Raw genomic sequence first — 21,345 nt, 5'->3', positions numbered from 1 at the left:
ACTAATTAGTTGTTAATCCACCATCAACCGGTAGAATCGTTCCGGTAATCCATTGGGCTTGATCGGATGCCAGGAAAACAGCAGCCGCCCCAATATCTTCTACCGTTCCAATACTTCCCATCGGATATATAGATTTAATCATTGTATGAAAATTTGTTTTCCCTTCTTCGCTAAGCTGTTCTAAATTATATCGTAGAAGCGGCGTATCAATACTTCCCGGAGCAATAGCATTAACCCGAATTCCATCTTTACCTGCCTCAAAAGCCAATGATTTAGTAAATGAATCTATACCGCCCTTAGTCATGGAGTAAGCAGTAGATTCTCTTCCCGGTAACATTCTGTGTGAAAAATAAGATGAAATATTAATTATATTTCCTTTGGATTTTTTCAAAGATTGATACAAATTTTGAGTCAGCATATAAGGCGCTTTCATATTGAGATTAATGTGTTTATCTAATAAATCTTCAGATGTTTCTTCAAAAGGATTAAAACGACCGATTCCTGCATTATTAATTAACACATCAACTGTCTTTACTTTTTCTAAAATTAGTTTACCAACTGAAGATAATTTTTCAATTTCCGTCAAATCCGCAGAAATCAGAGAAACAGTTACATGATACAACGAAAATTCTTCTTTGATGTTATTTAATTTTTGAGAATCTCTGGCAATTAGAACAAGATTTGCTCTTTGTTGGGCGAAAGCACGAGCAATTCCCAAGCCTATTCCTTCTGTAGCGCCGGTTATAATAACATTTTTGTCTATGAACATAGTATTTAAATTTTAATTATATTTTATTGTTAAATATTTACATTTTATGCAAATTATTTACAATTACAAATTTAACTTTTATTTTGTATATTTACTTCAAATAATGTAAATAATTTACAAAATGAATGAAACCAATCATTTATCTTTCGATTTTAAATTTTTAGAGCAATTAATTGTGGGCATTGGCGAAGTTTCTCAAATAACGGGAATTCCTACCCGACAAATTAGGTATTGGGAAGATAAAGGAATTATCAAAAGTCTTACAGAACAGGAAGGAAAAAACAGAAGATACAATTATGAAAATATTAAAAAAATGATTCTAATAAAAGAATTATTGGAAGAAGGGTTTACATTAGATGCTGCTTCACAAAAATTAGACAGCCGAATGCAAATGATTGAAAACGTTTTAAAAAAGCTTACCAATAAATAAAATCAGTAGTAAATAAATGGGTTATTAAAAGATCATTTACATTATATAATATTATTATTGATCTTAATATAAATTAGTTACCATTGCAAAAAATTGTATTTTTTTAAACTTAGAATTAATTTCGACGGTTATTTAAATGCTTCTGTCGGTAAATTCATTTATATTTAGCATGCTTTATATCTTATATTATAATGATTAATAAAGATACATTACCTTTATAAATATTATAATAATATCGTTTTTTATTGGAAATTAAAAAATAAAACGTATCTTTGTAATATATTTAACGATCATTAATAAAATTACTTATCAAGAAAGGTGGAGGGAATTGGCCCTATGATACCTTAGCAACCCTCTTATATGAGTAGGTGCTGCATCCAACCGTAAAGGAAAGATAAGTCGAAACAGCTTACATACAAATACAAATAATACGAGCTTCTTTCGACCTACATAAAGAAGCTAATTCATAATTTAGCATTTAAATGGGAATCTTGTATAAGTTGTTTTATGATGATTAATGAATTTTAAGGCATTTATTAATTAGAAAAAACAACCTAGTCATGAAATTAGAAACAAAATTAGTACATATTTCTACTCCTGATGTACTTACCGGAGCTATTTCTACTCCTATTTACCAAACCTCTTCTTATGTTCAGGAAGAACCGGATGTGAATAAAGGATTTGCTTATACAAGAACGGCTAATCCTACTCGTAAAGTTGTAGAACAAGCCATTGCTGAATTAGAGGGCGGTATTGCCGGATTTGCTTTTTCATCGGGATTGGCTGCAACGGATTGTGTTTTAAAGTTATTAAAACAAGGGGATGAAATTATCGCTGTAAATGATGTTTATGGAGGTACTTATCGAATAGTTACTACAGTTTATAATAAATTTGGTGTAACCTCTAAATTTATTGATACGACTGATATTCAAAATGTCTTACAAGCAGTTTCAAATAAAACTCGCTTCATTTGGCTGGAAACCCCTACAAATCCAACTTTAAAAATATCCGACATTGAAGAAATCGCTAAAATTTCCAAACAAGTGGGAGCATTATTAATTGTAGATAATACATTTTTATCTCCTGCTTTACAACAACCGATACGTTTAGGAGCAGATATTGTTGTACACAGTGGAACTAAATATCTTTCAGGACATGGAGATGTTTTATCCGGATTTATAGTTGTGAAAGAACCTAAAATAGCCGAAGAATTAAAATATTTACAAAATACCTCAGGTGGGGTACTCTCTCCTTTTGATAGTTGGTTAACCTTACGCGGAATTCAAACTCTATCTCTGCGTATGGAAAAACATTCACAAAATGCTCAAAAAATTGCTGAATTTTTAACTACACATCCCAAAGTAGATAAAGTATATTATCCAGGATTAAAAAATCATCCCAACCATCATATTGCGGCCAAACAACAAAAAGGGTTTGGCGGAATGGTATCTTTTAGTTTAAAAGACGATACTTTAGAAGCGGCAAAAGATTTTTTAACCCGTACCAAAATTTTCCTTTTAGCTGAAAATTTAGGCGATGTTAGGAGTTTGGGTAGCCATCCTGCCACCATGACCCATAAATCAACCCCTCTTGAAGTTCGTAAAGAAACAGGAATTCAAGATTCTTTAATTCGTTTATCGGTTGGAATTGAAAATGTTGATGACCTGATTAATGATATCAAACAAGCTTTAGATTAACGGTTAATTTTATAAATTGAATAATTGAATGATAAGAAATAAACTTAAATTAGGAATTTTTGGATTTGGATGTGTGGGAACTGGATTGTATAAAGTGTTAGAAGAAGCCGAAAGTGTAGATGCAAATATTAAAAAAATATGTATTAAACATCCCGATAAACCGAGATCAATCGATAAAAAGTATTTTACTACTGATAAATACGAGTTATTATCGGATCCTGAAATTGAAGTTATTGTCGAATTAATAGATGACGCTGATGCTGCTTTTGATATTGTTTCAGAGGCCATGAAAAACGGAAAAGCTGTAGTTTCGGCAAATAAAAAAATGATTGCCGAACATTTACCTGAACTTCTAAAGTTGGAAAAAGAATACCAAGTTCCCCTACTCTATGAAGCCTCTGTTTGCGCCAGTATTCCCATCATCAGAAATTTAGAAGAATATTATGATAATGATTTATTAACATCGGTATCGGGAATTTTTAATGGTTCTACCAATTTCATTTTAACCAAAATGATCCATGAAAAACTTTCTTATCCTGTCGTTTTAAAAGAAGCACAAGATAAAGGATTCGCAGAATCAGATCCTACCTTAGATGTGGAAGGAATTGATCCTAAATATAAATTGTGTATTATTCTTTTTCATGCTTTTGGACTTATTACTAAACCGGAATCTATATTTAATTTTGGAATATCAAGAATTAGTGATTTTGACTTGGAATTTGCTCGTCAAAGAAATTTAACAATCAAGTTAATAGCAAGATGCAATAAAAATAATAATGAAATTACGGGCTTTTGTGCTCCTACTTTTATAGAAAAAGAAAATACATTAGCTCATGTAAATTATGAATACAATGGAGTGGTTTTAGAAAGTGCTTTTTCTGAAAAGCAACTGATGATCGGTAAAGGTGCGGGAGATAAACCCACCGGATCTGCCGTGCTTTCTGATATTTCAGCTTTAACGTATGATTACAGATATGAAAACAAGAAATATATTCATCTAAATAAACAATTACAATTAGTAGATACTAAAATTTATAAGGTTTATGTGAGATATCACGATCAATTTTCCGGTTTTGATGATTTTGAGTCCATCGAAGAACAATACAGCAGCCTTTCAGGTAATTATTTTATAGGCTTCATCTGTTTACATAAATTAGCGCATTCTTCATGGATTAAAGACCCGAATATAAATGTTATTTTTTTCAGCTGATTGGGTTGATAAGTATGTAAATTCAACTATTTAGTTATGATTGCCCAATGCTCGGTCATACAATTCTTTATATATAGGAATTATCTTAGAATTATCAAAAAGTAAAGCTTGATCTTTCGCTTGTTTTTTGAAAAGTGAAAGCATTTTTTCATCTTTCAGCAGCCTAATGGCATTCTTTGCCATGGAAGGAACGTCACCAACAGGTGATACAAATCCTGAAAAACCGTCTTTATTAACTTCCGTAATTCCCCCGGCATTACTTGAAATAACAGGTATGCCACAGGCCATTGCTTCTAAGGCTGCCAATCCGAAACTTTCTTGTTCAGAAGGTAATAAAAATAGATCTGCAATACTTAAAATTGAAGATACATCAACCATTTTTCCCAACGTTTTGATTTTATCCTCCAAATGATATACTTTAGTTAAATGCTCAATAGTTTCTGTCTCCGGTCCTTCTCCAACAATCAAAAGTTTCGATTTAACTTCTTTTTGTACCAGATTGAAAATCGACATTACATCATCAATGCGTTTAATTTTTCTCAAGTTAGATACATGGATAAGTAATTTTTCATCTTCAGAAGCAAAATTCTTTCGGATACACGGGCTTGATATTTTAACAGAATTATCAATAAAATTCGGAATTACTTCAATGTCTTTTTTTATAGTAAATGCCTCAAAAGTATCTTGTTTTAAACTTTGGGAAACTGAGGTTATATAATCGGATTTATTGATCGAAAATTCGACACCGGATTTATAAATGGGATGACTTCCTACCAAAGTAATATCTGTACCGTGTAAGGTAGTGATTACCGGTAAGTCAACACCCTTCTCTTTTAAAATTTGCTTGGCAAAATAGGCTGCATAGGCATGAGGTATTGCATAATGCACATGCAGCAAATCTAATCCGTAAGTTTCTGCAACATTTACAATGATTGTAGACAATGCTAAGGAAAAGGGTTGATATTCAAATAAAGGATATTGTTTAACGCAAACTTGATGAAAATATACATTAGGCAAAGTGACATCCAGCTTTGCCGGAATGCTATAGCTTATAAAATGAGCTTCATTACCTAATGCGGCCATCTCCATTCCTAATTGGGTGGCAACTATCCCGCTCCCACCGAACGTAGGATAACAAACAATTCCAATTTTCATCTTATTGCAAAAAATTTAAAAGATCATAATAGTTTTCAGAATTTATGCCATGACCTTCATTGTATTCATGATATTCATAATCTAAATCTAATTCTTCACATATTGATTTGAATTGACGAGACCATTGAATGGGAATAATAGGATCTTCTTTTCCATGTGAAAAGAAAAATTCCAATTGTGAAAAATCATCTCCCATGTTTACGTCTTTCAATAATTCCGGATCCGGATATCCACTTAAACAGGCTATTTTTTTAAACCTTTTAGGATGGTGTAATGCTAATGAAAAGGAAAGGATTGCTCCTTGACTAAAACCTAACAAGGTTATGGAATTAGTATCGAAAGGATATTTAGTTTGGATTTGATCCAAAAATTTCATAATAATTTTTTTCGATTCAATGGCCTGGTCGGAATTAATCATTTTGGCTCCTGAATTAAAATCTAAATCGTACCAGGCATATCCACCCATGCTAATTTCTCGTATGGCTCGTAAACTAATTACGTAGGCATCATCGGGTAATTCTTCTGCAAAACTGAACAAATCTTGCTCATTACTTCCATACCCATGCAGTAAAAGTATTAATGAAGGCGTCTCGGTAGCTGACTTAGGTTCTCTTAATAAATAATGGACCATATTTAGAAATTTAGTAAAACAAAGATACTCTTTTTTGTATAATACATTTTAGAGAATCAAGCGATCTAACGTTATCTATACGTTTCTTATGAAATTTATGCTTCTTGGTGAGTATCTTGAAAATGATTTTTTTTAGATCAATTGTTAATAAGAAAATTAGATTAGATTATATTATACTTTTTCAAATTATTAAAACATAATGCTTTATAGTAAAATAGATACGGTTTAAAATTATCAATTGAAACCAATCGATTTTTTATTCAATCACTCTATTTTCTAACATAGGAACAAATTGATAATCTCCAAACTCCATAGTCTCAAATGTATTTTCATCTAATTTTAGAACGGTATACATTTTTTGCTCTTTTTCACCTATAGGAATAACCATGACCCCTCCAACTGCTAATTGCTCCAATAACTTTTTAGGCATGGTGGGAACCCCCGCTGTCACTATAATTTTATCAAAAGGAGCAAAAGAAGGAAGACCTAAATATCCATCGCCAAAAATTTGATGTTTAGGAGTGAAATTAATTTTTTTAAGGATTCTTTTGGAGAATTCAAATAATTCTTTTTGTCTTTCAATGGTAAAGACTTGTGCTCCTAAAGCTACTAAAACAGAAGTTTGGTATCCGGAACCCGTTCCAATTTCTAAAACTTTTTCTCCTTTCTGAACGTGTAATAATTGAGTTTGAAAAGCTACTGTAAATGGATGGGAAATCGTTTGATTGGATAATATTGGAAAAGCTCGGTCTTCATAAGCCAGATCTTCAAATATTGAATCTATAAAAAGATGACGAGGAATTTTATTTAGGGCGTTTAATACAATTTCATCATTTATTCCTTTTTGCTTAAGTAAATTAATTAGTTTATTTCTCTTTCCTTTATGTTTTAATGTATCCTGTTTCATTGTCTTGCAAGTTATTTAAAATATCAATGAGAAACAATATTTACCGGGACGCATAAAGGCGAAAAGCAAGCGATAAAAAATATTTTTTACATGAAAATTATTGTAAGTTAAAAAGTTCCTTATTTTTATCTTATTTTTATTTTTTTGAATTTTTTATTTTTTTAATCTTTTGGGAAGGATAAAAGTTAAATTAAGTAAAACAATAGCGATAAGGATAAGTACAATGCCCACCCATTGCAGGGAAGTTACTTTTTCGCTAAGCATAAATTTCGCCATCATAACAGAAACCGGAAGTTCCAAGGAAGCGATTATACTTCCTATTCCGATTCCCACCACCGGCATACCTTTGGTAAATAAAAATGGAGGAAGAATAGTTCCGAAAACAGCTAATATAATACCCCATTTATAGAATATTGAAAAATGGAACGGTTCAGTTATCAGCGCATGAGCCCAAATCAATGAAACCATAAGGGTGGCTCCTACTAGCAGATAAACAGACCGCAAAGTAGAGGGCATAGATAAGGCTACTTTATTGGACGTAAACATAGAAAAAGTATAGGATAGTGCTGCTAAAATTCCAAAAATTACACCTGTTGCATTCAAATGAACGTGAGATTCATTAATAAGATTGGTTGCTAATAAAGTACCCAAAAGAATGGTTAAAATGGCTACAATTTCAACAAGTGTAGGTTTCTTACGATTTACAATAAAATCCACTAATGCACCCATCCATACCGCTTGCATAAGTAAAACTATGCATATGGATACAGGGATTCCGTAATGAACAGCTAAATAATAAAAGGTGCTGGTAAGACCAAAAGATGTTCCACACAAAACTAAATATACTTTATCTTTTAAAGTGTATTTTTTTTCTTTACTTACCTGTTTATTTTTACTAAAACCATGAAGTATGATAAGACCTAGCAAGCCGAGGACCGCTTGAGAAAAGGTAACCTCCGCAGTAGTATAACCGTCGTTATAAGACAGACGAACAAAAGTTGCCAATACTCCATAAGAAGCTGCTGCAAACGCCACAAAAAATAGCGATTTTAAGTAGTTCACGTTCATTTATTTGTATTTATATAATTTTAAGCAGGTTCAAAGTTAAAAACTTAAATTCAGATACTTGACGAAAAATTCATTCAATTCTTGATTTTTTTTAAATTTAGATTAAACTATTATCATTTAGAAAGATAAAATTTTAAATAAATAATCATATGAATCAGTGGATTATGGGCGTATTATTTTTTGCATTTATAAATAAAAAGCACTACATTTGCAAACTTAAAAATTAAAAGAGCATAAATGCCAACTATTCAACAATTAGTAAGAAAAGGAAGAGCCACACTTACCAAGAAGAGTAAATCGGCTGCTTTAGATTCTTGTCCACAAAGACGTGGAGTATGTACTCGTGTATATACCACTACACCTAAGAAACCGAATTCAGCACTTAGAAAAGTAGCCAGAGTTCGTTTAACTAACGGTAAAGAGGTCAATGCGTACATCCCGGGAGAAGGACATAATCTGCAAGAGCACTCGATAGTATTGGTGAGAGGCGGAAGGGTAAAAGATTTACCTGGTGTTCGTTATCACATTGTCAGAGGTGCTTTAGACACAGCTGGTGTTCAAGGACGTTTACAAAGAAGAAGTAAATACGGAGCTAAACGACCTAAAGAGAAAAAATAAGTAATAACGAAATTATTCAGGTAAAATGAGAAAAACGAAAGCAAAAAAACGTCCGCTTTTACCGGATCCTAAGTTTAACGATCAGTTAGTAACTCGTTTCGTTAATAACTTAATGAAAGACGGTAAAAAAAGCATAGCTTTTAAAATTTTTTACGATGCGTTGGAAATCGTAGAAACTAAAAAAGAAAATCAGGAAAAAACATCTCTGGAAATTTGGAAAGATGCTTTAGAAAACGTAATGCCTCACGTTGAAGTACGTAGCAGAAGAGTTGGGGGAGCTAACTTCCAGATTCCAATGCCTATTCGTCCGGATAGAAAAATTTCTATGGCGATGAAATGGTTAATAAAATATTCAAGAGATAGAAATGAAAAGTCCATGTCTCAAAAGTTAGCTGCTGAAATTATTGCCGCTGCTAAAGAGGAAGGTGCTGCAGTTAAAAAGAAAACCGATACGCATCGTATGGCTGAAGCTAATAAAGCATTCTCACATTTCAAATTCTAAAGAAAATATGTCTAGAGATTTAAAATATACACGTAATATAGGTATTGCTGCTCACATTGATGCAGGAAAGACAACTACAACGGAAAGAATTTTATTTTATACCGGAGTAAACCATAAAATCGGAGAAGTTCATGACGGAGCTTCAACGATGGACTGGATGGTTCAAGAAGCTGAAAGAGGAATCACTATTACTTCTGCAGCTACTACATGTAATTGGAATTTCCCATTAACTGATGACGGTAAAAAACTACCGGATACACAGTCTTACCACTTTAATATTATCGACACTCCGGGACACGTTGACTTTACTGTTGAGGTGAACCGTTCATTAAGGGTATTAGACGGATTAGTTTTCTTATTTAGTGCGGTTGACGGTGTTGAGCCTCAATCTGAAACTAACTGGAGACTTGCGGATAATTACAAAGTTCCAAGAATGGGATTTGTAAACAAAATGGACAGACAAGGTTCTGACTTCCTAAATGTGTGTCGTCAGGTTAAAGAAATGTTAGGATCTAATGCGGTTCCTATCGTATTACCTATCGGATCTGAAGAAGATTTCAAAGGGGTAGTTGACTTAGTTAAAAACCGTGCTATTGTATGGCATAATGATAACTTCGGTTCTACTTTTGATATTGTAGATATCCCGGAAGATATGAAAGAGGAGGTAATGGAATATCGCCAAAACCTTATCGAAGCAGTTGCTGAGTACGATGAAACTTTAATGGAAAAATTCTTTGAAGATCCGGATTCAATTTCGGAAGAAGAAATCCACGAAGCGCTTCGTAAAGCAACTATAGATATCAGCATTATACCTATGGTTTGCGGATCATCTTTCAAAAATAAGGGAGTTCAGTTTATGTTAGATGCTGTTTGCCGTTATCTTCCTTCTCCACTGGATAAAGAAGCTATTGAAGGTACAGATCCTAAAACTGATGAACCGATTGCAAGAAAACCGGATGCAAAAGAACCGTTTGCAGCTTTAGCGTTTAAAATTGCTACCGATCCTTATGTTGGTCGTTTGGCTTTCTTTAGAGCTTATTCCGGTCATTTAGATGCCGGATCTTATGTATTAAACACTCGATCCGGAGATAAAGAAAGAATTTCCAGAATCTATCAAATGCATGCCAATAAACAAAATCCTATCGAATATATCGAAGCCGGAGATATTGGTGCAGCAGTTGGATTTAAAGATATTAAAACAGGAGATACACTTTGTGATGAAAAATCTCCGATTATTTTGGAAAGCATGGTATTCCCTGATCCGGTTATCGGTATCGCTGTAGAACCTAAAACTAAAGCGGATGTTGATAAATTGGGTATGGCTTTATCAAAATTAGCGGAAGAAGATCCAACTTTCCAAGTAAAAACAGATGAAGCTTCAGGACAAACTGTAATTTCAGGAATGGGTGAGCTTCACCTTGACATCATTGTAGACCGTTTAAGAAGAGAATTTAAAGTTGAAGTAAACCAAGGACAACCTCAGGTTGAGTATAAAGAAGCTTTAATGGGATCTGCTGATCACAGAGAAGTTTACAAAAAACAAACCGGTGGTCGTGGTAAGTTTGCTGATATTGTATTCCAAATCGGACCTGCTGATGAAGGAAAAACCGGATTAGAATTCGTAAACGAAATCAAAGGTGGTAACATTCCTAGAGAATTTATCCCATCTGTTGAAAAAGGTTTCAAAGAAGCTATGAAAAATGGTCCTTTAGCAGGATATGAGATTGACGGTATGAAGATCACATTGAAAGACGGATCTTACCATGCGGTTGACTCTGACCAGTTATCTTTCGAATTAGCAGCTAAACTTGGATTCAAAGAAGCAGCTAAGAAAGCAAAACCGGTTATTATGGAACCTATTATGAAATTGGAAGTTTTAACTCCGGAAGAATATATGGGGGACATTGTAGGAGACTTAAACCGTCGTAGAGCAACAGTAAGCGGAATGGATGATAGAAATAATGCCAAAGTTATTAAAGCATTTGTTCCATTATCTGAAATGTTCGGATACGTAACTTCCTTAAGAACTTTATCTTCAGGACGTGCTACTTCAACTATGGAATTTGACCACTATGAAGCAGCTCCTCAGAATATAGCTGATGAAGTAATTGCTAAAGCTAAGGGTACAAACGTTTAATTTTTAAAACAATGAGTCAAAAAATAAGAATAAAACTTAAATCTTACGATTATAATTTAGTTGATAAATCAGCTGAAAAAATCGTAAAAACCGTGAAAGCAACCGGTGCTGTAGTTAATGGTCCTATTCCATTACCTACTCATAAAAGAATTTTTACCGTATTGCGTTCTCCACACGTTAACAAAAAATCTCGTGAACAATTCCAATTAAACTCTCATAAAAGATTAATGGATATCTACAGTTCTTCTTCTAAAACTGTTGATGCATTAATGAAATTAGAGCTTCCTAGCGGTGTTGAAGTAGAGATTAAAGTATAAGTTTTTAAACGAAACTTTAGATATAAAAAACCTTCTGAATTATAATTCAGAAGGTTTTTTTATTTTATATAGTATAACAAAAACGCACATTACCACTTAAATATAATATTTATTTATACAGTATTCGGAATATATTTTAAGTATTTACTTTATTATTATATAAATTTTGGCACGAAATTAGTGTTTAATAAAAGCATAAATAAATCTATTATGAAAAATAATTTGGCTTATTTTTTTAAAAGTATATTGTTCTCAACTGAAAAAAGTAGTATTAGTCATTCTAACTTATTGCCAATTGTAACTTTCAGCACATTTATAATTCCATTTTCAATAGTAAAATTAACTATCTTAGTATATCTATCTAACTTTCTAAGATATTTTTTAAAAGAATTCAGATTTATATTCTTTAGAAATCCAAATATATATTTTTCAAGACCTCAATCTGTAATTTACTGCGATTGTTGCTATAAAAATTAATTAAAATATTATTGAATATTTTGAATGGTTTAGAATTTTAATTATGAATGAATTATAAGATAAAAAAGAATAGAATCAGAAAATTTAAAGACTAATTATAAGTATATGTATAAATTCACCAATTAAATTTGTAAACTCATTTAATTTAAATTCAATAACATGTTAAATTCTATTTAGTGATGCAGGCTTTTTTAAGCCTGCTTATTTTATATTTTTATCTTTATATTCTTCAAATTTTAAATATAATTTTTCTTCTTTAATTCTGGGCATTCTTCGATGAGGCTCTGCCACATCCGTTGGTAAGGAAATAAAATCTTTAATGGTATCGACCTTTTCAATAGAATCAACCAACAGCTGCATTTCTAAATTCCAAAGTTTAAAGCATAGGGTATGAAACGTATCTTCTGTAACTATTTCTATTTTTTCTTGAATAATTAAAAGCCCCGCATCTGCTTCTTTGTTTACATAATGAACCGTTGCGCCTATGGGTAAATCTTCATATACCGCCCATTTCAGAGCATCTAAACCCCGAACAAAGGGAAGGTATCCCGGATGAGAATTTATAATTTTATGGTTGGAAACTAATTGTTCGGGCAATAAACCCGCTCCCGCTATTAAGATAGAGTGATACGAATTTTCTGTAAAACAGTTATCCAACTCTCCTATTTCTTTTTTTATATAAGTATAGTCTAAATTTTTAGCTAACTGTTCATTTTCCAGGGTAAGAAGTAATTCGGTGGGACGATGTGTAATAAGTGCTTGTATAGGTTTTCTGGGAACAAATGGTATTGCATATACATCAACTTTATAATATCCTTTCCCTTTTAATCGCAACAATACTTCTTGTATTTTCCTTGTGGGATGGTCATAACAAATAACAGCTATTTTTTTATTCATAATAAATATTTTAAAAATTAACTATTTCTAGTGAGATTTACTAAAGTGTGTTATTTTAAAGCATTATATAAATAATAATATAATGAACGGGAAAAGGACGTTCTATTGTTTAAAACTTTAAAAATAACACTTAAATTTAAAATTAATTTTGGGTTGAATCTTGTAAAAAATCTACTACCACATATTCAGAATTGGTTCCTATTCTGAATCTTCCTCCCCAAATTCCGATTCCTGAACTTACATAGATATGAGTATTTCCCTTTTTTAGATAACCGTGAGATTTCTCGAATATGGATTTAGTAATTAAAGAAATCGGCCAAACTTGACCTTGATGGGTATGTCCTGAAAATTGTATGTCTATTTGATTAAGCTCGGATTCTTCCAGATGATAGGGCTGATGATCTAGAACGATTATAGGTTTAGAGGAATCAAAATCTTTAATTAATTCATTAAGAGGCTTTCTAGAGCTATTGGTACGATCATCTCTTCCCACAATATAAAAACTATTTTCAATTAAAATTGAAGAATCTCTAAGTAAATGAATACCGGCATTTTTAATAAAATCTATACTTTCAGTAATTCCACTTATATATTCATGATTTCCTAAACAACTGTAAATACCTAAACGGGATTTTAATTTTTTAAAATGCTTTTCCAATAAAAAATGCTGTAAAGGCTTAACATTAGTGTCAATGATATCTCCTACTATAAAAACTAAGTCAGGTTGTTCCTTATTAATTTTATTAATCCAGCTTTTCAGTTCATTTCCATGAATGGCATAACCCAAATGAAGGTCGCTGATCATTACAATTTTTAAAGGTTTAATTAACTTTTTATTAGTTGATAATTTTAAATATATTCTCCTTTTATTAAAATAATTTCTATATCCATAGAAACCTATACAAACCACTAAGCATAAAATTAAGATAATACCATAATTGTTATTAAAGAAATTTTCAGGTATAAATTCACCAAACTTATTTAATAAAAGCAATCCATCATAAACAAGAAAAAGTAAAAAGGAGTATAAAAGAACAACCGGCCAACTAGTAGAAATTTTATATAAAATCGTTGCGGATGTTAAAGATAATTTTTTTGAGAAAAGTAAAAATAATATAAAAGAAGAGGGAAGAAAAAATACCAGTAAGAAAAAAATGCTTTTTAGTATAATTGATTGTTCAGATAATAATGAATATATATGATAAAAAATATAAAAGTTAGCTAAAAAGTATAAAAATATGGTAAACGAAAATAAAAAAATTTTTTTCATAGAATCTTTTTTTTCTAATTTTTATAAAGATAGCTAACTTCCATTTCAATCAAATTTAATTTTTAAGGATCAAAAATATTTTACTTTACTTAACTAAAGTAGATTAAATGATTTTAATTGATTAAAAAAATTATATAAATCAGAATAAATTAAACGGTTTGTTTAGTATATTTTATTTTAAAATTGATTTCTACTTTAATTTTTTAATCACCTGGATAATCATTATCTTAGTCAGATACCTGCTTTATTTCTTCTATAAACCTATCTGCCAATTGATCGGCTTCTTGTTGCGTAGGAGCTTCAGTATATATACGGATGATAGGTTCTGTATTTGATTTTCTTAAGTGTACCCAATTATCGGAAAAATCGATTTTCAACCCATCATAAGTTTTTATATCTTCATTTTTATATTTTTCGGTTAATTTTTGTAAAATAACAACTGTATTAATTTCCGGACTTAAATCAATTTTTTTCTTTCCCATAAAATAGGAAGGATACGTATTTCTAAGTTGTTTTATTGTAATCTTTCTTTCAGCAAGATAGGATAGAAAAAGGGCAATTCCAACTAATGAATCACGACCATAGTGTAATTCCGGATATATAATACCTCCATTACCTTCGCCTCCGATACGCGCGTTGATATCCTTCATCTTTGTTACTACATTAACTTCTCCAACTGCCGAAGCATGATATTCTTGATTGTATTTTTCTGAAATATCTCGTAATGCCCGTGAAGATGATAAATTAGAAACCGTAGCTGAAGGAGTTTTACTTAAAACATAATCTGCAACAGCAACTAATGTATATTCTTCTCCAAACATGGTTCCATCTTCGCATATAAATGCTAAGCGATCTACATCCGGATCCACAACTATTCCTAAATCCGCTTGTTCTTTAGGAACTCTTTTCATTATTTCGCCTAAATTGACTTCCAACGGTTCGGGATTATGTGGAAAATGTCCGTTGGGTGTACAATACATTTCGATTACTTCAACTCCTAATTTTTCTAATAAGGGAAGAACCGATATACCTCCTGTAGAATTTACGGCATCAACCACCACTTTAAATCCTGCTTTTTTTATTAAATCAACGTTCACTAAAGGCAGTTCCAATATTTTGTTTATATGATGCTCTATTGCTTTTTCTTCTTTTAGATACGATCCTAAATAATCTACTTCAACAAAATCAAAATCTTCCGTATCAGCTATGTTTAATAATTCTTTCCCATCTTTATCGGATATAAATTCACCTTTAGCATTCAGTAGTTTTAACGCATTCCATTGTTTAGGATTATGACTTGCCGTTAAAATAATTCCTCCGTCTGCTTGTAAATATGGAACCATAATTTCCACCGTTGGAGTTGTCGAAAGTCCTAAATCAACAACATCTATTCCTACTCCCTGTAAAGTGGATGAAACTAACCCGGAGATCATTTGACCGGAAATCCGTGCATCTCTCCCAAGTACTACTTTAATTTTTTCTTTATTTAATTTTCTTTTTAACCAAGTTCCATAAGCCGAAGCAAATTTTACGGTATCAATCGGTGTAAGATTTTCTCCTATTTTACCCCCTATTGTCCCTCGAATTCCTGATATACTTTTAATTAACGGCATAGATATTTTCTTTTATTCTTATAATTATTTTGAATATTCTTCAATTTTACTTAAAATGAATTCTTTGGTAAGATTTCCTAAAAATCCTTCTTTTTTATTTCCTTTTTGTATAACTGTTACCGGTATACCCCCTTCTAAATCAGGACTAATCGTACCAATATGGTCTCTCATTTCTTTAGAGGATATATTGTATACGTTTTTCATTTTATTTTTTTGCACAAATGATTGTAATGTACTTTGGGTATCTATTTGATCGATGCTTACAAAGATAAATTTTACTTTTTCATGGGTGTATTTCTCTTGAAGAGCCACAAAATCAGGTATTTCTTTAACACAAGGAGGACACCAAGTTGCCCAGTAATTGGTAATATATATAGTATCACTCTTTGTATTTAATAAACTTTGAATTTTTGAAAAATCAGACTTGATTATTTTAGTTTCTTGATTACTTACTTCAATTTCGGAATGATCTACAGTAGTTTCATGAGTTTGTTTTGAACTCTGCTCTTTACCAGTATTTTTTTCTTTACAGGAAACTAGTAAAGCAAGGCTGAATAGTACTACATATATTTTTTTCATTTAACTAATTTATTTACAAAAGTAATCATTTAAAAGTTCAAATTTTTATTTTATAAAATCAATCATATAGTTTATGTAAAAAAAAACATATTTTTTTAAAGTGTTTTTACACGTATTGTTTATAAATTATATCGCAGAATACTACTCTTTATTTTTATAAATAAAATAGACCGTAATTGCTATTTTTTTTATATTTGATAAAATTAAATGTTTATGAAAAAAAATTTTTATGTTATAGCAATCCTTACTTATGGATTGATTTCATGTGATAAATATTCAAGCGGTAATAAAAATATTATTCCTGCCGATATTGAACAAAATGTAAATTCACATTCTCAATCAAATGATACCTTAAAAAACTCTTCTATTGTTATTGATTCTTTAAAAAGTGAATCTACAAAAGATTCCTTAACGAAAAAAAATCTTACCCAAGATTCATTGCATCCTACGAAAACAGTTATAAAAAAGTAACTAATTATTTAAAACTAATTATTTGATTTATTAAATAATTTTTTACTAACAATTAAAACTTTTAAGATGTTATATAATAAATATATTAGTTTAATTTTATCCGTTCAACTTATTTTGTTTTCTTGCGGAGATAATAAGAGTAATAAATCTACCTCGACTTCTGAAGTAAAAAGCGTTGAAACTACAACACAACAAATTAAACCTCAAGGAAAAGAATCCAGTTTCAAAAAAGAATTAGTATGGACGGCTTATAAAACTCCAAAAAAAGTACCTGTAAGTGGTAGTTTTAAAAATATTTCCTTAACCAACACCAAAGAAGATAAACCGTTGGATGAATCATTGGAAGGAGCAAAATTTTATATTGATGGAACAACGGTTTCTACCGGTGACACTTCAAGAGATGGAAACTTAACTTTATTTTTTTTTAAAAGATTATCCTCTCCTGAAATTTATGGATCATTTGGGAAATTTGAAAACAATAAGGTGAAAATCTCCTTAACTTTAAATGGAAAAACAATAACCAAAGAATTTTCATATAAACTTGACAAAAAAATGATGATGATTCAAGGTTCAATCGACGTATTAAAAGATTTTAATTCTGAAAAAGCATATACCAGCTTGCATAGAGCTTGTTTTGATCTGCATGAAGGTAAAACTTGGACAGAAGTTGATTTAATGGTTTTTATTTCTAAATAATACTTGTTATCTACAATTAAGTTTGTTTGCGACAAGTTAAACCTAAAATAGTATCAATCACAATTAAACAATCAATACGTAATTAATTTTTAGATACATTATATGATTGATTCAGTACCTATTAATCGATAAAGAATTAAATTTAAAAAAATTAGTGTTTATTTCATTTATTATTTTATTGAAATTCATAGATTTAATAGTATTAAATGAGATTAATTACTTTAAAAATCGTTATTTGTAGCAAAAAATATGAATTTTTCAATCAAAAAAGTTTGTGAAATTGAAAAATGAGTTTATCTTTGCACCACTGAAATTATTAAAAATAAGTCTTCAGAAAAGATCCGGTAGTTCAGTTGGTTAGAATACCTGCCTGTCACGCAGGTGGTCGCGGGTTCGAGTCCCGTCCGGATCGCTAAGAAACATAAATTTCTTTATTTTTTTATTGCACACTATGCAATCTACCCTGATCCGGTAGTTCAGTTGGTTAGAATACCTGCCTGTCACGCAGGTGGTCGCGGGTTCGAGTCCCGTCCGGATCGCTAAAATTTAAACTTCATTTTCATATTAATTCCTATTAATCTCCTTTTTTATTTATTAGTATTTAACTATGAAGACTCTTAATACAGATCTCTAAATATCTTATTTTTGTTTAGAATTTAATTATTATAAGAGTTTTTTGCATGGATATCTACCCTATTATACTAATTACTATAGTAAAGCATTAATTTAATTTTTTTTCTTTTAACCACTTTTGTATATGATCCGCAATTTCAAGATTATTAAGGTCTGACATAATAAAATGCGTATTTCCATTTATTCCAATGTCCGGCAAATGAATAACAGTGACATCTCCACCGCTTTCATTTACTAATTTCGCCCATTCTTTAGCAGAAATCAGTACTTCTCTCCAAAAATTTTGCGAATAAGCAGTAGTTTTTTCTTTGGGAATAAAATCTCCATAATATATGAGTATAGGTATACGGGTTAATTTCATAAATTGATTCATGGGTATACTCCCTCCCCTATTTCCTACAGGAACTTTCCCTTCGGGAAAACTAAACGCACCCGGTTCAATGGCAATAATTGCTTTTACCTTTTCATTCTGTATAGCTGTTTTCCATCCGGGCAATCCTCCGGCTGAATGTGTAAAAAGAATAGCATCTCCCGATTTATTCAATACTTCTGATAATGAGTTTACAAGAGTTTCCTCATCTATACTGCCTGTATTGGGTGTCATCATTCTAAAAAATTGATCGATTGATATACTATCTTTTGGAAATTGTACTCCCTCATAATAATTTGGATATTTTCCTATCCGAAATTGTGTAAACCAGGTTTGATCATCAGGTGCTGTTGAAATAGCTAGGGGCTTACATGTTTGTCCTGCTTCTCCCCTTCCGGGTTGATCTACCAGGTATATACTATACCCCTTTCTTAAAAATATATTGGAAAATCCCTCTCGCCCGTCTGCTGTCGTTTGCCAGCTTCGTCTGGATTGCCCATACCCATGTAGAAAAACCATGGACGTATGCTTAGGATGAACAGGAATTTGATACCATACATCGGCATGATCACAATGTCTTGTTTGTCCTCCTTGTGGCTCGAACCAGGGCTTATTAGGATCAAATACTCCTTCGCTCTTACTAATTTTACCTCCTACAGAAAATGCCCCCTGTTCTTTGATTAGTATGGGCTTTTCTTCAAACTTATCATCTTTTTTTTGACCATAAGCCAATACTAGCAAAAGTACACTTGTCATTAAAAAAACTGTTTTCATTATGTCATATAATAATTGTTAATATTATCGTGTTCCACAAAGTTTCATAAATACCAATTTATCTGAGTTTTTTATTGAACTTAAAGCGAAATATTGGGCATAAAAACGAATAAAATTAAAATGTATATCCAATCGGCGGAAATCAATTTATTGTCTAGAAAAGGAAATTGTTAGTCTTTTACCAACCATTCTTTAAATTCAGCAGCTTTATTTTTACTGATATACATTCGTTCAGGAATTTTTACATCAAGTGTAATATACAACCGGTTATCAAACCAAATCGTTATATTTTCAATACTGCTTCGGGATATAATATATTGTTTATTGGCTCTGTAAAAATCTTTAGGATTTAATTTAAGATAAATCTGCTCTAAAGTTTTGGAAATAGGATATGTTCTACCATTTTTCAAGGTTACCTTTGTGTTTTTATCTGTGTTGTAGAAATAGGAAATATCTGAAATTTTGACGGGCACTAATTGATCTTTGTAAGGAAGTAACAATTTATTTATATAATTGGGATTAGGAGCTAACCGGGAAAGTCTTGATAAATACTTAAAAACAGTATTCTGAGTATTTCTTTTATATTTATGTAAAGCATTTTCTAGTTCTTCTTGTTTAATGGGTTTTAGTAAATAATCAATACTATTTTGCTTAAAAGCTTGAATGGCAAATTCATTATAGGCTGTCGTAAAAATAATGGGTATTTCTATAGTTAATCGTTCAAAAATTAAAAATGAAATTCCGTCTGAAAGCTGAATATCCAGAAAGATTAAATCAGGTTCAGGATTATTGGTAAGCCAATGTATAGTCTGATCAACACTTTCTGTGACACCAACTATTTTTATAGTTGAATCAATCTCTTTCAATAAAGCTTCAAGTGTTTCATTTGCAGCTGTTTCATCTTCAACTATTAATACGTTCATCATAGCTTATTTAAGTGGCAAATAGACATAAAATCGGGATTCATGTATTTTTTTTCTTATATGTTGATTGCATAATAAATAAAACCTTTTATCCAAGTTATTTAAACCTGTACCGTTGGTTTCCTGAACGGTTAATTTTGGATATATGGGATTTGAAATTACTAATTCATTTGTTTGATTTATATATATGGATATTAGCATTTTATGGTCACTATCGATCCGATTATGTACAATAATGTTGTCAAGAAGAGGCATTAAAGATAAATAGGGTAATTTTTTATGTAATGATTGTTTACGTACTTGTATTGTATATTCTAATTTATTGGCAAAACGTATTTCCGTTAAATAACGAAAGGCTTCCAAAAATTTTAATTCTTCTTGTATACTTACTAATCCTTTTTTATTATTTTGTAGAATATATCTAAAAACATCCGATAATTTATTTATATAGGTTAGTGTTGCCTTTTCTTCTTTTTTTCTAATTAATGATGTTAACCCGTTTAAGGAGTTGAAAAAAAAATGCGGATTTATTTGATTCATTAATGCATCGTATCTGCTTTGCAGATTTTCTAATTTAAGTAATTCAATTTCTTGTTCTTTTTTCCTACGCTCTTGGTATAACCGTGAAATATAACCAATACATATAGCCAACATTGAAATAAAGAAAAACTGGAATAATACTAAACTTCCAAAATGCTTAACCTTACAATATATAATAAATGTAATTAGTCCATAAAAACTAAAAGCGATTCCCGATATACATAAAGTATATACTAATCTGAATTTAATTGTTTTTTTTAGACAATTATTTAAATTCCAACAAATTAAATAACACAAAATGGAAACATAATAACCATAACGAAAAAAAAAGAATATCGTAAATCTTAAACGTTTATCTTGAGATAAAATTTTCATTTCATAAGGTATCCATGTAATTTCAGGATAAAGAATAAATAAAGTGCAAATTAAACTGAATATTAATAAATTACTGGGAGTATTTAGAGTAGCATATTTAGGCATGATTTATAAATAATAATCATTACACTTGTTAACTTGTATAAATAGTAATCAAATTTTCATTTAGGTAATTTATATAAAAAAAAACCGGAATAAGATATATTTAGCAAATCTAAGAATGAATTTTATTTTAGGATAAATTATTTTAAAAATATTTTATCTCTAATCCGAATATTATACTAAT

At 30.8% G+C, this 21,345-nt stretch carries 21 protein-coding genes, 2 tRNA genes and 1 riboswitch; of the genes, 11 read left to right on the top strand and 12 right to left on the bottom strand.

Annotated features, from left to right (window positions below; translation table 11 throughout):
* Position 1: 1 nt before the first annotated feature.
* Positions 2-769 carry an SDR family NAD(P)-dependent oxidoreductase gene (locus GYM73_RS03400; protein ID WP_220234143.1) on the bottom strand — a complete coding sequence of 256 codons (768 nt, stop codon included), beginning with the start codon at positions 767-769 and terminating at the stop codon, positions 2-4.
* Positions 770-890: 121 nt separating this feature from the next.
* Between GYM73_RS03400 and GYM73_RS03395 the strand changes: the two genes are divergently transcribed.
* From GYM73_RS03395 to GYM73_RS03385, 3 genes are all read left to right on the top strand, one after another.
* On the top strand, positions 891-1,199 hold the full coding sequence (locus GYM73_RS03395) for a MerR family transcriptional regulator (RefSeq protein WP_160556370.1): 309 nt from the start codon (positions 891-893) through the stop codon (positions 1,197-1,199).
* Between the two features lie 303 nt (positions 1,200-1,502).
* Positions 1,503-1,600: riboswitch (SAM riboswitch) on the top strand.
* 159 nt (positions 1,601-1,759) lie between these two features.
* Positions 1,760-2,896, top strand: a complete 1,137-nt coding sequence (locus GYM73_RS03390) for a PLP-dependent aspartate aminotransferase family protein (protein ID WP_220234142.1) — start codon at positions 1,760-1,762, stop codon at positions 2,894-2,896.
* A gap of 28 nt (positions 2,897-2,924) precedes the next feature.
* On the top strand, positions 2,925-4,106 hold the full coding sequence (locus tag GYM73_RS03385; RefSeq protein ID WP_220234140.1) for a homoserine dehydrogenase: 1,182 nt from the start codon (positions 2,925-2,927) through the stop codon (positions 4,104-4,106).
* A gap of 30 nt (positions 4,107-4,136) precedes the next feature.
* On the opposite strand, the gene bshA is transcribed toward GYM73_RS03385, so the two are convergent.
* From bshA to GYM73_RS03365, 4 genes are all read right to left on the bottom strand, one after another.
* Entirely contained in the window at positions 4,137-5,261 is a 1,125-nt protein-coding gene (gene bshA / locus GYM73_RS03380) for an N-acetyl-alpha-D-glucosaminyl L-malate synthase BshA (RefSeq protein ID WP_220234139.1), read from the bottom strand.
* Position 5,262: 1 nt separating this feature from the next.
* A complete protein-coding gene (locus tag GYM73_RS03375) occupies positions 5,263-5,892 on the bottom strand; it encodes an alpha/beta hydrolase (RefSeq protein ID WP_220234138.1) in 630 nt (209 codons plus the stop codon).
* 256 nt (positions 5,893-6,148) lie between these two features.
* Positions 6,149-6,799, bottom strand: coding sequence for a protein-L-isoaspartate(D-aspartate) O-methyltransferase (locus GYM73_RS03370; protein ID WP_105297009.1), 651 nt, complete (start codon positions 6,797-6,799; stop codon positions 6,149-6,151).
* Positions 6,800-6,952: 153 nt separating this feature from the next.
* On the bottom strand, positions 6,953-7,867 hold the full coding sequence (locus GYM73_RS03365) for an EamA family transporter (RefSeq protein WP_220234137.1): 915 nt from the start codon (positions 7,865-7,867) through the stop codon (positions 6,953-6,955).
* 237 nt (positions 7,868-8,104) lie between these two features.
* On the opposite strand from GYM73_RS03365, the gene rpsL reads away from it, so the two are divergent.
* From rpsL to rpsJ, 4 genes are read left to right on the top strand one after another with little or no spacing between them, the layout of a single operon-like run.
* Positions 8,105-8,485 (top strand): 30S ribosomal protein S12, encoded by a 381-nt coding sequence (gene rpsL / locus GYM73_RS03360; protein WP_055425682.1) that lies wholly within the window; start codon positions 8,105-8,107, stop codon positions 8,483-8,485.
* A 25-nt stretch (positions 8,486-8,510) separates the two neighbouring features.
* The gene (gene rpsG, locus GYM73_RS03355; protein WP_055425681.1) at positions 8,511-8,987 is read left to right on the top strand and encodes a 30S ribosomal protein S7; all 477 of its coding nucleotides are present in this window, start codon (positions 8,511-8,513) and stop codon (positions 8,985-8,987) included.
* Between the two features lie 7 nt (positions 8,988-8,994).
* Positions 8,995-11,124, top strand: a complete 2,130-nt coding sequence (fusA, locus tag GYM73_RS03350; protein ID WP_105297011.1) for an elongation factor G — start codon at positions 8,995-8,997, stop codon at positions 11,122-11,124.
* Between the two features lie 11 nt (positions 11,125-11,135).
* Positions 11,136-11,441 carry a 30S ribosomal protein S10 gene (gene rpsJ / locus GYM73_RS03345; RefSeq protein ID WP_055425679.1) on the top strand — a complete coding sequence of 102 codons (306 nt, stop codon included), beginning with the start codon at positions 11,136-11,138 and terminating at the stop codon, positions 11,439-11,441.
* Positions 11,442-12,119: 678 nt separating this feature from the next.
* On the opposite strand, the gene GYM73_RS03340 is transcribed toward rpsJ, so the two are convergent.
* From GYM73_RS03340 to GYM73_RS03325, 4 genes are all read right to left on the bottom strand, one after another.
* Positions 12,120-12,815: a formyltransferase family protein gene (locus tag GYM73_RS03340; protein WP_220234136.1), complete on the bottom strand. Its 696-nt coding sequence runs from the start codon at positions 12,813-12,815 to the stop codon at positions 12,120-12,122.
* 142 nt (positions 12,816-12,957) lie between these two features.
* On the bottom strand, positions 12,958-14,085 hold the full coding sequence (locus tag GYM73_RS03335) for a metallophosphoesterase (protein WP_220234135.1): 1,128 nt from the start codon (positions 14,083-14,085) through the stop codon (positions 12,958-12,960).
* Between the two features lie 227 nt (positions 14,086-14,312).
* Complete coding sequence (gene glmM / locus GYM73_RS03330; protein WP_220234134.1) at positions 14,313-15,698, bottom strand: phosphoglucosamine mutase; 1,386 nt, start codon at positions 15,696-15,698, stop codon at positions 14,313-14,315.
* A 24-nt stretch (positions 15,699-15,722) separates the two neighbouring features.
* Positions 15,723-16,277: a TlpA disulfide reductase family protein gene (locus tag GYM73_RS03325; protein WP_220234133.1), complete on the bottom strand. Its 555-nt coding sequence runs from the start codon at positions 16,275-16,277 to the stop codon at positions 15,723-15,725.
* Positions 16,278-16,490: 213 nt separating this feature from the next.
* Between GYM73_RS03325 and GYM73_RS03320 the strand changes: the two genes are divergently transcribed.
* The 4 genes from GYM73_RS03320 to GYM73_RS03305 all read left to right on the top strand — a co-directional run bounded on the left by GYM73_RS03320 (position 16,491) and on the right by GYM73_RS03305 (position 17,983).
* Positions 16,491-16,748, top strand: coding sequence for a hypothetical protein (locus tag GYM73_RS03320; protein WP_220234132.1), 258 nt, complete (start codon positions 16,491-16,493; stop codon positions 16,746-16,748).
* Between the two features lie 66 nt (positions 16,749-16,814).
* On the top strand, positions 16,815-17,444 hold the full coding sequence (locus GYM73_RS03315; RefSeq protein WP_220234131.1) for a YceI family protein: 630 nt from the start codon (positions 16,815-16,817) through the stop codon (positions 17,442-17,444).
* 338 nt (positions 17,445-17,782) lie between these two features.
* Positions 17,783-17,856, top strand: a tRNA-Asp gene (locus tag GYM73_RS03310).
* A gap of 53 nt (positions 17,857-17,909) precedes the next feature.
* Positions 17,910-17,983, top strand: a tRNA-Asp gene (locus GYM73_RS03305).
* A gap of 182 nt (positions 17,984-18,165) precedes the next feature.
* On the opposite strand, the gene GYM73_RS03300 is transcribed toward GYM73_RS03305, so the two are convergent.
* The 3 genes from GYM73_RS03300 to GYM73_RS03290 form a co-directional block, all read right to left on the bottom strand.
* On the bottom strand, positions 18,166-19,221 hold the full coding sequence (locus GYM73_RS03300) for an alpha/beta fold hydrolase (RefSeq protein WP_220234130.1): 1,056 nt from the start codon (positions 19,219-19,221) through the stop codon (positions 18,166-18,168).
* Between the two features lie 170 nt (positions 19,222-19,391).
* On the bottom strand, positions 19,392-20,144 hold the full coding sequence (locus tag GYM73_RS03295; RefSeq protein ID WP_220234129.1) for a LytTR family DNA-binding domain-containing protein: 753 nt from the start codon (positions 20,142-20,144) through the stop codon (positions 19,392-19,394).
* A gap of 6 nt (positions 20,145-20,150) precedes the next feature.
* Positions 20,151-21,164, bottom strand: coding sequence for a sensor histidine kinase (locus tag GYM73_RS03290; RefSeq protein ID WP_220234128.1), 1,014 nt, complete (start codon positions 21,162-21,164; stop codon positions 20,151-20,153).
* Positions 21,165-21,345 lie beyond the last annotated feature (181 nt).

The sequence above is a fragment of the Apibacter sp. ESL0432 genome (assembly GCF_019469225.1).
In the GTDB taxonomy this organism is placed as follows: Bacteria; Bacteroidota; Bacteroidia; order Flavobacteriales; family Weeksellaceae; genus Apibacter.
This window is presented reverse-complemented; position numbering and strand designations above follow the sequence as displayed.

Bases quoted from the DNA above. Each gene is read 5' to 3' on its own strand.
- GYM73_RS03400 (WP_220234143.1), bottom strand. From the start codon at position 769: ATGTTCATAGACAAAAATGTTATTATAACCGGCGCTACAGAAGGAATA.
- GYM73_RS03395 (WP_160556370.1), top strand. From the start codon at position 891: ATGAATGAAACCAATCATTTATCTTTCGATTTTAAATTTTTAGAGCAA.
- GYM73_RS03390 (WP_220234142.1), top strand. From the start codon at position 1,760: ATGAAATTAGAAACAAAATTAGTACATATTTCTACTCCTGATGTACTT.
- GYM73_RS03385 (WP_220234140.1), top strand. From the start codon at position 2,925: ATGATAAGAAATAAACTTAAATTAGGAATTTTTGGATTTGGATGTGTG.
- bshA (WP_220234139.1), bottom strand. From the start codon at position 5,261: ATGAAAATTGGAATTGTTTGTTATCCTACGTTCGGTGGGAGCGGGATA.
- GYM73_RS03375 (WP_220234138.1), bottom strand. From the start codon at position 5,892: ATGGTCCATTATTTATTAAGAGAACCTAAGTCAGCTACCGAGACGCCT.
- GYM73_RS03370 (WP_105297009.1), bottom strand. From the start codon at position 6,799: ATGAAACAGGATACATTAAAACATAAAGGAAAGAGAAATAAACTAATT.
- GYM73_RS03365 (WP_220234137.1), bottom strand. From the start codon at position 7,867: ATGAACGTGAACTACTTAAAATCGCTATTTTTTGTGGCGTTTGCAGCA.
- rpsL (WP_055425682.1), top strand. From the start codon at position 8,105: ATGCCAACTATTCAACAATTAGTAAGAAAAGGAAGAGCCACACTTACC.
- rpsG (WP_055425681.1), top strand. From the start codon at position 8,511: ATGAGAAAAACGAAAGCAAAAAAACGTCCGCTTTTACCGGATCCTAAG.
- fusA (WP_105297011.1), top strand. From the start codon at position 8,995: ATGTCTAGAGATTTAAAATATACACGTAATATAGGTATTGCTGCTCAC.
- rpsJ (WP_055425679.1), top strand. From the start codon at position 11,136: ATGAGTCAAAAAATAAGAATAAAACTTAAATCTTACGATTATAATTTA.
- GYM73_RS03340 (WP_220234136.1), bottom strand. From the start codon at position 12,815: ATGAATAAAAAAATAGCTGTTATTTGTTATGACCATCCCACAAGGAAA.
- GYM73_RS03335 (WP_220234135.1), bottom strand. From the start codon at position 14,085: ATGAAAAAAATTTTTTTATTTTCGTTTACCATATTTTTATACTTTTTA.
- glmM (WP_220234134.1), bottom strand. From the start codon at position 15,698: ATGCCGTTAATTAAAAGTATATCAGGAATTCGAGGGACAATAGGGGGT.
- GYM73_RS03325 (WP_220234133.1), bottom strand. From the start codon at position 16,277: ATGAAAAAAATATATGTAGTACTATTCAGCCTTGCTTTACTAGTTTCC.
- GYM73_RS03320 (WP_220234132.1), top strand. From the start codon at position 16,491: ATGAAAAAAAATTTTTATGTTATAGCAATCCTTACTTATGGATTGATT.
- GYM73_RS03315 (WP_220234131.1), top strand. From the start codon at position 16,815: ATGTTATATAATAAATATATTAGTTTAATTTTATCCGTTCAACTTATT.
- GYM73_RS03300 (WP_220234130.1), bottom strand. From the start codon at position 19,221: ATGAAAACAGTTTTTTTAATGACAAGTGTACTTTTGCTAGTATTGGCT.
- GYM73_RS03295 (WP_220234129.1), bottom strand. From the start codon at position 20,144: ATGAACGTATTAATAGTTGAAGATGAAACAGCTGCAAATGAAACACTT.
- GYM73_RS03290 (WP_220234128.1), bottom strand. From the start codon at position 21,164: ATGCCTAAATATGCTACTCTAAATACTCCCAGTAATTTATTAATATTC.